This window comes from Akkermansia massiliensis (assembly GCF_023516715.1).
Taxonomy (GTDB): Bacteria; Verrucomicrobiota; Verrucomicrobiia; order Verrucomicrobiales; family Akkermansiaceae; genus Akkermansia; species Akkermansia massiliensis.
This window is the reverse complement of the sequence record NZ_JAMGSI010000001.1, coordinates 963,528-976,318: the sequence shown is the minus strand read 5'-3', so window position 1 is coordinate 976,318 and position 12,791 is coordinate 963,528. Positions and strand designations below refer to the sequence as shown.

Below are 12,791 nucleotides of genomic sequence, written 5' to 3'. Positions count from 1 at the left end.
CATGAACCCCGCAGAATGAGGGAAGCCGAACGTGGAACAAATCACCCTTTTGACCCCGGCACCGCAGCCATCAGGAAAGGCAGAGGAAGACATGTTCCCGCAGCTTGAACGAAACAGGCCGCCTGGGAATGAAGGCCTCCCGGCCTTCGGGAATCCATCCTGGGAGCGCAGCAAGCCAAGCTCTGGAAAGGCAGCCATTTATATCTCTCCTTTTCCAGTTTTTCCACTCACATCTAAAAAAACACCATCATATTAAAAAAGAATGTCTTACGGCTTGTCTGCATTTTATATTCCTATAGGAATATTTGGAATTAAACTAAATTCCCTTGACGATGAATATTTTCAGTATTACAAGCGGATATGCCTACTACATGCCCGTCCCCTGAAAAATGCCTCCGATACGCCGAGACCGTCCAACGGTTCGGCATCAATTTTCTGAGAGTGGCCGTCTTCATCGTCTTTGCCTGGATTGGCGGCCTCAAGGCCTTCCAGTATGAAGCGGACGGCATTGTTCCCTTCGTAGCCAACAGCCCGATGATGAGTTTCTTCTACGACAAGAAGGCTCCCGAATACAAGCAGCACATGAATAAGGAGGGAGCCGTGGTGCCGGCCAATATCGCATGGCACAAGGAAAACAACACCTACGGCTTTGCCTACGGGCTGGGAATCCTGATCGTCTCCATCGGCACGCTCGTACTGCTGGGCCTCTTTTTCCCGAAGGTGGGCCTCATCGGCGACTGCCTGCTCATCATCATGACCGCCGGAACCTTGTCCTTCCTGATAACCACCCCGGAAACGTGGGTGCCCGACCTGGGCGGACCCAACCACGGCTTCCCCTATCTGTCCGGGGCGGGACGCCTCGTCATCAAGGATATCGCCATGATGGCCGGAGGCTTCATCCTGCTGGGCACGGATTTCAAGCGCATCCTGAAGGCGCGCCTCGGTTGCCCAAGGAGCGGGGAATCCTGCTGCAAGAACTGATTCTTTCCGTCACCGCCTCTGCCGAACGGCAGAGGCTTTTTTATGCGTTAATGTTCCATATGCAGCCGTCTGGAGCGGCTTAACCTCTTGCGTCAATTGAAAGAAAATCAAGCGTCAGCGAAGGAATAATAAAAAAGGGCGCAGTCCCTGGCCGCATTCCGTTCAGAAACCGCAGAGGCCTGCGGCGCCCCGGGAACCGTTCCTCCTGCATTCAGAGCGGGAGCACGGAACAGCCGCCTGTTCCGCTAAATTTCTCCCGGCAGGGAATGGAGGTACATGTACAGGGCGTCCGTGCTGTTTTCCAGCACGTCCATGGTGAGCTGCAAGGGTTCCGCGTAAATTTCAGAATAATCCGCTTCCCCTATTTCCGGCCTCACGCGGAACGCGAGCCGTTCCTTCTCCAAATCCATCTCCGCCCGGATGCCCTCTTTATTGCCCCTGGCGTCAAGTCTGATCCACCTGCCCGGATCTTGCAGAAAAACCGCATTCAGGGCATGGATGCAGTACCCGCTTCCCGGCGTATCTTCCAGCGTCAGCCGCTGGTAGCATATCCCCGCCGGGATGCCGCAGGCTCTGAGCAGGGCCGCAAGCAGATTCGCCTTAGCCCAGCAGATGCCCGTTTTCTCCCGCAGCACGTCTGACGCCGAAACCGTCACTCTTTTATCCTGCGCATCCCATGAATGGCTTATTTCATCCCTCACGAAGCGGTAGGCGCCTGCTATCCATTCCAGCTCTCCTTTACCTGCGGCGCGGAGCCGGGCGGCCCTGTCCAGCACCAGCTCATGCTTCCAGTCAATATAAGGACTGGTTTTCAAATATTCACTGAGGTCGTTGACGATGGCGGCCATGCTTGCTTCTTCACCTCTTACTGGAAAACCGGAAGGAAGTACAGGCGGAAAAGGCCACGCAGGTTCCGGGGGCAAGATGGAGCTTCACGATGAAGAAATCAGCCACGGTGTCCTGGGCATGCAGCAGGCCTGATAAGAGCGAAAGCATTCCGGTTTTCGTACCTGAACTTATCCCAAGCGCGGCAAAGGGAAATTTCTGCGTTTGCCGTTCATGGTTTTGCAAGGGGCGGGAGCCCTTGTTCCCGGGACGCGGCCATAAAAATACACCGGAGAAGACGTATGGGGCGATTATTCACCTGGCCGCTTTCCTGTGGCCGGAGGGCCGTCATGGAGCGAGAACACTCCCATGAAAAAGCGCCGCCGTTCCGGAGAACGGCGGCGCCCGAACACGCTAACCTCTTAAGCTTTTATTTGGCGGGACGCTTGCCGTACGCCAGCGTACGCTTGCCATCCCAGGAAACGGCTTCAATCCGGGTGGAGCCCTCCGGATAGGGAACCGTGGTGGAGGAGTTGTCCTTGGAATCCGTCCCCACCATGGTGATGCGGACCATTTCCTTATCCTTGTAGGTTTCAAAGACGGCGGCGTTTTTCCACACGTCATGGGAGATGATGCGCCGGTTGCCCTGTTCCGTGATGCCCTGGTTGCAGGCGCCCCGGACGGGCAGGCGGTTCTTGTACGCCTCCACGCTGTTGACGGAAAGGTAGTAAATGACGGGGCTTTCCGGCTTCTTGTACTTTCTGGCGTACGCAATCAGGTTTTTGCAATCGGACTCCGTGATGGTCATGCGGGCGCAGGTGTAGTCGTCCAGCTCCTGGTCAATGGGCTTGAGCATGCCGGTCTTCTGGAAAAAGTCCGTCAGGTCCTGTTTGGAGACGTCGCAGGCGTTCTTCATGAACGCGAGCTGAAGCTCGCCGTCCTTCTTCCCCTTGGTGTCCATCTTGATGGCCTTGTAGAAGATGTCCGGATAGAAGTCGGGATTGCCCTTCCCGGCCACCTTGAAATACAGCTCCAACTGCCACAGGGGAGCCAGCTTGACAAAGTGGTCGTGCACCATCGGGCGGTTGTCCCCGCCGGAACGCTTGTCCGGGCCAGCCTGGATGAGCCAGTTTTCCCCCTTCAGGATGCCGTTGTTCAGGTAGGCGTTAAAGCGGCCGCCGATCATGTTGCCGTCCCCGCCGTTGATGCGTTCATGCTCCAGGCGCATGCTGGAGGGATTCAGCATGTAATTCACGTAGGCGGAGTAAATGTTGTTGGTCACTTCCCCGGTGGATACCCATTTCATGGCGGGGCGCACCTGGTTGACATGGCCGAATTCATGGGCGATGCCCCAGGCGCTGCCGGGAATCTTGTCCGGATTGCCCACTTCCCCCATCGTGCCGTTGTGGAAGGCGGCGCCCGTGCCGTCCGCGTGCATGAAGCCATTCCAGATCACGCGGCCGAACATCCGGTTTTTAGGCAGCATCTTGTACTTGTACAGGCCCATGATCTGCTGCTCCATGCCGATGATCTTGTCATACAGGGCGATCAGTTCCTCCCCCTTGTCCGGGCAGAATTTCTTGAGTTCCTCCACCGGATACACCAGGTGCACGCGGCTGCCAACGATGTCCACCACCTCCGTGGGGGAATTTTCCAGCATCTTCTTCCAGTCGCTGTTCTTGCTCACGCCTCCCACGAACACGCCGTTCACCTTGCCGGACGGGATGGAGAGCCGTACCTTGGGAGCTTTCTTGTAGTTGGGCGTGAAGTATTCAATGTAGCCCAGCCCCTTGTTTTTCGCCTTGATGATGTTGATTCCCGCCTTGAGAGGGTAGGAGCTGCGGCCTCCGTCACGCCCGAAGTTGTGGATGACCAGGTTCAGTTTTTCCCCTTTGGGGTCTTCCATGACCAGCAGCACGTCCTCCCCTTCCTCAAAAAAGATGCCGGTGGGGTTTTCAAACTTGCTGTACTGGCTGGTGCGCAGGCGGTCCGCCAGGTCCTTGACCGGTTCGTACGGTTCCGCCGTGATGGCGCGCGCCTTGCGGTCATATTTTTTCTCCGCCATCTGGCGGGCGAGCCCGCGCACGAAGGGATCCTTGATTTTGGCGATGCGGTCACGCGTGACACTGGGTTTCAGCGCCAGCATGAAGTCATTGGTGAAGACGTTGGAATCCAGCGCCTTCAGGCCCGCTTCCGTAATCGGAACGGACCCGGTCTCCTGGGCGGAAAGCACGCCGCCGCCCAGCATGCCGCAGAGAGCGAGCAAAAGGGCTCCCTTTTTCAAGAATGGTAAGAGGATCATGTTTATAAAACTATACTGATCAGTTTCCTGAATTGTTTCAAGGAAAAATCCTCCAGTGGGAACATGGACGGAAAAAGGCCGTTTTTGTGACATGGGGCGTTCCTGCCACCGCTTAAAAACTGTCCATCCCCTTGACGAGGTCCCTATAATGGCACCCGTAACACATTTTTCCATATGAATACAGAAACGCATCAATTCCAGGCGGAAGTCCGGCAGCTGCTGGACATTGTCATCAACGCCCTTTACAGCGACCGGGAAATCTTTGTGCGGGAGCTCGTTTCCAACGCTTCCGACGCCCTGGAGAAGCTGCGCTTGAAACAACTGACGGATTCCAACATCTACCAGCCGGAAAAGCCTCTGGAAATCAGCATCACCACGGACAAGGAGAACAAGACCATCACCATCGCGGACACCGGCATAGGGATGACGGAAGCGGACCTGGTGGAAAACCTGGGGACCATCGCCCATTCCGGCACCAAGAAGTTCATGGAGGCCCTCAAGCAGAAGCAGGAAGGCGGCGCGGACCTGATCGGCCAGTTCGGCGTGGGCTTTTACAGCTCCTTCATGGTGGCGGACCAGGTGGAGGTCTTTACCCATTCCTGGGAGCCGGAGGCGGCCTCCCTGCGCTGGACTTCCAACGGACGGGAGGGCTACAGCATTGAAACCCTTGACGAACCGCTGGACCGCGGCACCCGCATCGTCATCCACCTGAAGGATGAGTATGAGGAGTTTTCCCAGGAATACCGCGTGAAGGAGCTCCTGCGCCGTTATTCCAACTTCGTGGGCTTCCCCATCAACTTCAACGGAGAGCACATCAACACCGTCCAGGCCATCTGGTCCAAGTCCAAATCAGACGTGAAGCCGGAGGAATACGACGAGTTTTACCAGTTTATCTCCCACACGGATGAAAAGCCCCTGTCCTACATGCATTTCAGCGCGGACGCCCCCATCATGCTGAATGCCCTGCTTTTCATCCCCAAGCGTAATCCGGAAATGTTCGGCTTCGGCCGCGTGGACGCCAACGTCTCCCTGTACTGCAAGCGCGTGCTGATTGACGCCAAGCCGGAAGGCCTGCTTCCGGAATGGCTGCGCTTCCTGAACGGCGTGGTGGACAGCGAGGACCTGCCCCTGAACATTTCCCGCGAAATGCTCCAGGACAATTCCCTGGTGCGCAAGATCAGCGACATTATCACCAAGCGCTTCATCAAGCACCTGGACAAACTTGCCAGGGACGAAAAAGAAACCTATAAGGAATTCTACGGACAGTTTTCCCGCTACCTGAAGGAAGGGGTGGTCACCTCCTGGCCGAACAAGGAATCCCTGGGCAAGCTGCTCCGTTTTGAGTCCACCGCCACGGATGCGGGGAAAACGACCTCTTTCGAGGAATACATCACCCGCATGAAGGAAGGGCAGACTGCCATTTACGCGCTCACCGGCCCCTCCCGCTCCCACCTGGAAAACAGCCCGTACCTGGAAGCCTTCAAGGCCCGCGGATACGAAGTCGCCTTCTTCACGGACCACGGGGACGAGTTCGTGCTGGACTCCCTGTCCAGCGTGGACGGCAAGCCCGTCACGATGATCGACCGCGCCGACGTGGAGCTTCCCGAGCTGGAAGAGGAACAGAAGGACGCCCTGCCCCAGGAGGAAGCCACCGCCCTGGAAGAATGGCTGAAAGAACTGTACCCGGACAAATTCTCCAAGGTCACCCTGGGCAAGCGCCTGGTCAGCGGAGCCGCCGTGGCCCTGCAAAGCGGCAATGACATGGGCCCGGAAATGAGGGCGTACATGAAAGCCATGGGGCAGGAAATCCCCGAAAGCCATCCCCAGCTGGAGCTGAACCCCTCCAACCCGCTGGTGAAGAAGCTCTCCGCGCTGAGGACGGAAAATCCGGAACTGGCCCAGATGGTGGCGGACCAGATCGCGAACACCGCCCTGCTCCGCGCCGGCATGCTGGACGATCCCGCCGTGCTGGCCCAGTCCTCCCAGGCCCTGATGGAGCAGCTCCTGCTTAAATAAAGCCTCCGGCGGAAACGGCCTCTTTCACAAGCCGCTCCCTGCCCCGGGGACGGCTTTTTCCTTTCATTCCCCGTCATGAACGCGTTCCACCACATGCCCCGGCACTTCCTGTTCCTGAAGCTGGCCTATCAAACGGGCATGTGCCTGCTGGCCCTGGTCGCCGTGACGCTGGCGGCCATTGACCTGACTTCCGAGGCGGCGGAATGGGAAGTGACGGCAGACCGGGTCATTTACTGGATTTTCGTGCTGGATTACGTGGTCCGCTTCTCCATCAGCAGGTCCAAATGGCTCTTCGTCAAGGACCATGTCTGGGACCTGCTGGCCATCATTCCCTTTGACGTGCTGTTCCGTCTGTTCAGGTTCGCCTCCCTCGGCGAGATTCTGCGGCTCGCCAGGTACCTGGACCTGTTCTCCTACGCCATGAGGTTCACCACGCGCATCAGGCGTTTCTTCAACACGAACGGATTCAAGTACATCTGCATTGCCGCCCTGGTCATCATCCTGCTGGGGGCCGTGGGCATCCATCTGGCGGAAGGCATGAGCCTTCCCAACGGCATCTGGTGGTCCTTTGTCACCGCCACTACAGTGGGCTACGGGGACACCTACCCGGTCACCACTCCCGGAAAATTCCTGGCCGTTTTCCTGATGCTCACGGGCATCGGCTTCGTGGGAACGCTGACCAGCACCATCACCTCCTTTTTCCTGCATCCCCATGCGGGAGAACCCATGCCGTACAGGGAGGAGGAAATTGAAGCCATCAAGAAGAAGCTGGACGGCCTCTCCTCCATGACGGACGAGGACATAGACACCATGGCGGCCCTGCTGAAAACCCTGCGGGACGCCCCGCACGCATCTTCCCATCCAGAGCAGGAAACACCTGCCTCCGGCCCCGGCACTTTACCGCAAAAGCCGGAATGACCCGAATGCCGGATGCGTCTCTGCCCCTGCCGTCCTCCCTTCTTTTTGCACCAAGACTGACAAAAATCCGTCTGGCATTGCACGGGCAAAGGCGGACAATCCCTCCGTACCGGGGCAGCGTGCCGCCCCTTTCCTTTTTCCAACCTCTCCGCCTTTCTCCATCATGCCAGTTACCAGCCCCCCCCGCGCCTGGGCCGAAATCGACCTCGGGGCCATCCGCCATAACCTGAACGTCGTCAAGCAGGCGGCCAAGGGTGAATATTACATGCCCGTGGTAAAGGCGGCAGCCTACGGTCACGGGCTGGAACAGGTCTGCCGCACCCTGGATTCGGAAGGCATCGCCTTCTTCGGAGTCGCCAACGTGGGGGAAGCGCGGCGCATCAGCCAGGCGGGATGCCGCACCCGGCCCTATATCCTGGGTCCCGCCTTTCCGGAGGAACGGGAGGAAATCGTGCTGAACGGCTGGCGGTCCTTCATCTCCACCATCGAGGAAGCCGTGCACTACAATTCCCTGGCGCGGCTGTACGGGAAGACGCTTCCCATCCATATCTCCGTGGATACGGGCATGGGCCGCGGCGGATTCCTGCCGGACCAGCTTGAAGAATTGCTCTCCCGCCTGGGGGAACTGGACAGCCTGTACATGGAAGGGCTGGGCGCGCACCTGCCCTGCGCGGACGAGGACCGGGAAATCACCCTCCGGCAAATTGCCCGCTTTGAACAGATGGCCGCCCGCATCCGGGAAAAACTGCCCCTGAAGTACTGCCATCTGGCCAACAGCGCCGCTTCCCTGGATTATGAGATTCCCTCCAACAACATGTGCCGCCCCGGGCTGGTGCTGTACGGCTTTTCCCCCATTCCCTCTCCCTGGGCCGCGCAGTTGAAGCCGGCCATGGCCCTTTTCTCCCGCCTGACGGTGGCGCGCACGCTGCCGGAGGGGCACGGCATTTCCTACGGAGGCACCTTTGTAACGGACCATCCCACCAGGGTGGCTACCGTGGGAATAGGCTATGCGGACGGCTACGTGCGCTCCCTGGCCCACAAGGGCGCCCGCGTGATGGTGGACGGAGTCTCCTGCCCGCTACTGGGGCGCGTGACGATGGACCAGATCATGGTGGACGTCAGCCGGGTGCCGCACCCGGAACCGGGCATGACCGTGGAGATCATGGGGCCGAACATTCCCGTGACGGAACTGGCGGAAAAGGCCGGTACCATTTCCTGGGAAATTTTTACCGGAATAGGCCCCCGGGTGCCGCGCCACTACATCCACTGAACCCTCTGCCGGAGAAGCGGTCCGCCCGTGTTCCCTTATTCCGCGCGGTGCCTTCATTCCCGATTGACGGGCAGCCTGAAATATCGTTTATTGATCCGGTATGATGAAGGTTTCCACCAGAGGACGCTATGCACTGCGCCTGATGATTGATCTTGCCCAGCACAATGACGACGGCTACATCTCCCTGAAGGAGATTTCAGCCAGGCAGGACATCACCGTACGGTATCTGGAACAAATTATCGCCATCCTGCTGAAAGCGGGCTTCGTTCAGAGTTTCCGGGGGAAGTCCGGCGGCTACCGCCTGTCCCGGCATCCCCGGGAATACACCACGGAAGACATCCTGAAACTGACGGAAGGCTCCCTGCTGCCCCTTTCCTGCACGGCCTCCCAGAACAGCCCGTGCCCGCGGGCGTCAAGCTGCGCCACGCTGCCTTTCTGGCGGGGGCTGCAAAAGGTCATTGAGGATTACCTGGGCCGCGTCACGCTGGAGGACCTGTCCGAGCAGCAGAAGGAAATCGGCTGCGACTACGGAGCAGGCATTTAACCGGAGCACCCGGCCTGAACATTTTTTCGCCCCTTTTTTGTTTTGGCCTTATGTCCCACTTTTTTTACCCGGCACTTGACATCCCGTCCCGCTTTAACTATCTATTCCCTACTTTCCCGATAGGAATATAAAAAAATATGAATAAGAACCATCGTTTTGAAACGCGCCAGATCCACGTGGGCCAGGAAAATCCGGACCCGGCCACGGATGCCCGCGCCGTGCCGATTTACGCCACCACTTCCTATGTCTTCAAGGACTCCGACCAGGCGGCCGCCCGTTTCGCCCTGGCGGAGCCGGGCAACATCTACAACCGCCTGATGAACCCCACGGCAGACGTTTTCGAAAAGCGCATCGCCGCCCTGGAAGGGGGAGCGGGCGCCCTGGCGGTAGCCACCGGAGCGGCGGCCATCGCCTATGCCGTCCAGAATATTGCGCGCGCCGGGGACCACATCGTTTCCGCCGCCAACGTGTACGGCGGCACTTACAACCTGTTTGCCCATACATTTGCCGAATCCGGCATTGAAACCACCTTCGTGGACGGCAGCAATCCGGACAATTTCGCCAAGGCCATCCGGGAAAATACGAAGGCCCTGTACGTGGAAAGCCTGGACAACCCGAACTGCAACGTTGCGGACATAGACGCGCTGGCGGAGGTGGCGCACGCCCACGGAATTCCGCTCATTGTGGACAATACCTTCGCCTCCCCCTTTCTGTTCCGCCCTCTGGAGCACGGCGCGGACGTGGTGGTGCATTCCGCCACCAAATTCATCGGCGGCCACGGAACGGCGATGGGCGGCGTGATTGTGGACGGCGGCAAGTTCGACTGGACGCAGAATGATAAATTCCCCGGCATCAGCCAGCCCAACCCGAACTGCCACGGCGCCGTGCTGGCGGAAATCTGCGGCCCTCTGGCCTACATCATGAAGATCCGGACCACCCTGCTGCGGGATACGGGAGCCACCATCAGCCCGTTCAATTCCTTCCTGCTGCTCCAGGGGCTGGAAACCCTTTCCCTGCGGGTGGAGCGCCATGTGCAGAACGCCCTGCGCGTGGTGGATTACCTGGCGGCTCATCCCCAGGTGCAGAAGGTGAACCATCCCTCCCTGCCGGACCATCCGGACCACGAACTTTACCGGAAATATTATCCGAACGGCGGCGGCTCCATCTTCACCTTTGAAATCAAGGGTGGCACGGAAAAAGCTCGCAAGTTCTGCGAAAGCCTGGAACTATTTTCCCTGCTCGCGAATGTGGCCGACGTCAAGTCCCTGGTGATTCATCCGGCCTCCACCACCCACTCCCAGATGACGGAGGAGGAACTGAAGGCGGCAGGCATCTCGCCCTCCACGGTGCGGCTTTCCATAGGCACGGAACATATCGACGACATTCTCGAAGACCTGGAACAGGGCTTCCGCGCCATTCTCTAACGATTTAACGGCTACAACGCTCTTTTCCTACAAGCCATGAGAATTTACAGAAACATTACAGAACTGATCGGCGGCACTCCTTTGCTGGAGCTGACCAATTACGAACGCAAAAACGACCTGAACGCCGCCATCCTGGCCAAGCTGGAATACCTCAACCCCGCCGGCAGCGTGAAGGACCGCATCGCCCGGGCCATGATTGACGCCGCGGAAGCCTCCGGAGAGCTGAAGCCGGATTCCGTCATCATTGAACCCACCAGCGGGAACACGGGCATCGGCCTGGCGGCGGTGGCCGCCTCCCGCGGGTACAGGATCATCCTGACCATGCCTGAAACGATGAGCGTGGAACGCCGCAACCTGCTGAAGGCCTACGGCGCGGAACTGGTGCTGACGGACGGCGCGCTGGGCATGAAGGGAGCCATTGCCAAGGCGGAGGAACTGGCCGCAGGACTCCCCAACAGCTTCATTCCCGGCCAGTTCGTCAACCCGGCCAACCCGGAAGTCCATTTCCGGACCACCGGACCGGAAATCTGGAACGACACGGACGGCAAGGTGGACATCTTCGTAGCAGGCATCGGCACCGGAGGCACGATTACGGGCGTAGGCAAGTACCTCAAATCACGCAATCCGGAAATACGGATCGTGGCCGTGGAGCCGTCCGCTTCCCCCGTGCTGACCCAGGGGACCGCCGGCCCCCACAAGATTCAGGGCATTGGCGCGGGTTTCGTGCCGGAAACGCTGGATACCTCCGTGTATGACGAAGTCATCACCGTCACCAATGAAGACGCCTTCGCCACCGGCAAGGAGCTGGCGCGCACGGACGGCGTGCTGACGGGCATTTCCTCCGGCGCAGCGCTCTGGGCCGCCACGCAGGTGGCACAGCGCCCGGAAAACGCAGGCAAGACCATCGTGGTCCTGCTGCCGGACACGGGGGACCGCTACCTCTCCACCCCCCTGTTCACGGACTAATCCTTCCCATCCTCCAGCCATGAAAGAATTCAGCCTCCATCTCTACCTGGTCACTGATGAAGCGGCCAAATGCCGCCACAGCCTTCTGGAAACCGTCCAGAGGGCGGTGGACGGCGGCGTCACCATCGTGCAGTACCGCTCCACCAATCCGGACGCGGGCACCTGCTACCGGGAAGCGCTGCCCATCCGGGACTTCCTGGCGTCCCGCGGCGTTCCCTTCATCGTCAACAACCGCATTGACCTGGCCCTGGCGCTGGACGCGGACGGCGTCCACATCGGCCAGCGTGACCTGCCGGTTCCTGCCGTCAGGGCCATGATCGGCCCGGACAGGATTCTGGGGCTTTCCGTCTCCAACGCGGACCAGCTCCGCGCCGTGGACGCCGCCCTGGTGGACTACCTGGGCATGGGGCCTGTCTTTCCCACCATCTCCAAGCTGAACGCTCCGCCCGTGCTGGGCGTGGAGGGCTTTACCGCTCTGGCATCCCAGTCCCCCCTGCCCGTCGTCGCCATCGGCGGGCTGGACTCGGAGCGCGCCCGGCTGGTGCGCGCCACGGGAGCGGCGGCCGGCATTGCCGTCGTCTCCGCCATTTGCGGAGCGGAAGACCCGGAAGCCGCCGCACGGGCGCTGGCCTGACCGTCCTCCCTCCGGAAACAACCGGACACTGAGTATTCCTTCAAACGCCATGCCTTCATCAACCGACCTCGTCCATGCCGTCTCCGCCGATCTGGAAAAAATCCGGGAGGCGGCCCCGCTGGTTCTCTCCCTGACCAACTCCGTCGTCCAGCCCTTGACGGCCAACCTGCTGCTGGCCGCAGGAGCCGTTCCCGCCATGCTTAACGATGCGGAGGAAGCGGTGGAAATGCTCCGCGGCGGAGCAGGCGCCCTGCTGGTCAACCTGGGCACCGTGACGCGCGAACAGGGAGCCGTCATGCAGACGGCGGTGCAGGAAGCCAACCGGCTTGGCATCCCCTGGGTTCTGGACCCGGTGGCCGTGGGAGCTCTTTCCCTGCGCACGCGGCTGGCGGAGCAGTTGAAGGAAAGGCGGCCCCGCATCATCCGCGGGAACGCCTCTGAAATCATGGCTCTGGCCGGGTACTCCTCCGTCACGAAGGGACCGGAAAGCACCAGCTCCAGCGCAGACGCCCTGCAGGCGGCCAGGGAACTGGCCCTGCATACGGGGGCGGCTGTCCTCGTCACGGGCCGCACGGACTATTCCACGGACGGCCGCCAAGTCATTGCCACGGAAAACGGCCATGCCATGATGTCCCGCGTCACGGGCGTGGGCTGTTCCATGGGCGCGCTGGCCGCCGCCTGCGCCGCCGTCTCCTCCTCCCCCTTGCAAGCGGCCGTCTCTACGGCCGTATTGATGGGCATCGCGGGGGAAATGGCCTTTGAACAGAGTCCCGCTCCGGGCTCTTTTGCCGTCTCCCTGCTGGACAGCCTGTACTCCCTTTCTCCGGAAGAAGTAGCGCGGAGAGCGCGCATTCTTCCTCTTTAAAGCATCCCGTATCCTTCCCGGAACCGCGGAAAAGCAGCGCGCCGCA

Annotated in this window: 11 protein-coding genes; 9 read left to right on the top strand and 2 right to left on the bottom strand. The window is 59.9% G+C overall.

Features of this window, described 5'->3' with window-relative positions; genetic code table 11:
* The first annotated feature begins 360 nt into the window (after positions 1 to 360).
* A complete protein-coding gene (locus M8N44_RS04210; RefSeq protein ID WP_022396057.1) occupies positions 361 to 981 on the top strand; it encodes a DUF417 family protein in 621 nt (206 codons plus the stop codon).
* Positions 982 to 1,226: 245 nt separating this feature from the next.
* On the opposite strand, the gene M8N44_RS04205 is transcribed toward M8N44_RS04210, so the two are convergent.
* Both M8N44_RS04205 and M8N44_RS04200 read right to left on the bottom strand, forming a co-directional pair.
* Positions 1,227 to 1,829: a transglutaminase domain-containing protein gene (locus M8N44_RS04205; RefSeq protein ID WP_102726247.1), complete on the bottom strand. Its 603-nt coding sequence runs from the start codon at positions 1,827 to 1,829 to the stop codon at positions 1,227 to 1,229.
* Positions 1,830 to 2,236: 407 nt separating this feature from the next.
* Positions 2,237 to 4,108, bottom strand: coding sequence for a M60 family metallopeptidase (locus M8N44_RS04200; protein WP_180972822.1), 1,872 nt, complete (start codon positions 4,106 to 4,108; stop codon positions 2,237 to 2,239).
* A gap of 174 nt (positions 4,109 to 4,282) precedes the next feature.
* Between M8N44_RS04200 and htpG the strand changes: the two genes are divergently transcribed.
* The 8 genes from htpG (at position 4,283) to thiM (ending at position 12,745) form a co-directional block, all read left to right on the top strand.
* Complete coding sequence (gene htpG, locus M8N44_RS04195; RefSeq protein WP_102728800.1) at positions 4,283 to 6,124, top strand: molecular chaperone HtpG; 1,842 nt, start codon at positions 4,283 to 4,285, stop codon at positions 6,122 to 6,124.
* 75 nt (positions 6,125 to 6,199) lie between these two features.
* On the top strand, positions 6,200 to 7,042 hold the full coding sequence (locus M8N44_RS04190; RefSeq protein ID WP_102726244.1) for a potassium channel family protein: 843 nt from the start codon (positions 6,200 to 6,202) through the stop codon (positions 7,040 to 7,042).
* A 163-nt stretch (positions 7,043 to 7,205) separates the two neighbouring features.
* On the top strand, positions 7,206 to 8,312 hold the full coding sequence (gene alr, locus M8N44_RS04185) for an alanine racemase (RefSeq protein ID WP_102728799.1): 1,107 nt from the start codon (positions 7,206 to 7,208) through the stop codon (positions 8,310 to 8,312).
* Between the two features lie 103 nt (positions 8,313 to 8,415).
* Positions 8,416 to 8,856 carry an RrF2 family transcriptional regulator gene (locus tag M8N44_RS04180; protein WP_102722359.1) on the top strand — a complete coding sequence of 147 codons (441 nt, stop codon included), beginning with the start codon at positions 8,416 to 8,418 and terminating at the stop codon, positions 8,854 to 8,856.
* Between the two features lie 137 nt (positions 8,857 to 8,993).
* Entirely contained in the window at positions 8,994 to 10,280 is a 1,287-nt protein-coding gene (locus M8N44_RS04175; RefSeq protein WP_102728798.1) for an O-acetylhomoserine aminocarboxypropyltransferase/cysteine synthase family protein, read from the top strand.
* Between the two features lie 36 nt (positions 10,281 to 10,316).
* The gene (cysK, locus tag M8N44_RS04170) at positions 10,317 to 11,246 is read left to right on the top strand and encodes a cysteine synthase A (RefSeq protein ID WP_102728797.1); all 930 of its coding nucleotides are present in this window, start codon (positions 10,317 to 10,319) and stop codon (positions 11,244 to 11,246) included.
* Positions 11,247 to 11,265: 19 nt separating this feature from the next.
* The gene (thiE, locus tag M8N44_RS04165; protein WP_102728796.1) at positions 11,266 to 11,880 is read left to right on the top strand and encodes a thiamine phosphate synthase; all 615 of its coding nucleotides are present in this window, start codon (positions 11,266 to 11,268) and stop codon (positions 11,878 to 11,880) included.
* A gap of 49 nt (positions 11,881 to 11,929) precedes the next feature.
* Positions 11,930 to 12,745, top strand: coding sequence for a hydroxyethylthiazole kinase (thiM, locus tag M8N44_RS04160; protein WP_102728795.1), 816 nt, complete (start codon positions 11,930 to 11,932; stop codon positions 12,743 to 12,745).
* Positions 12,746 to 12,791 lie beyond the last annotated feature (46 nt).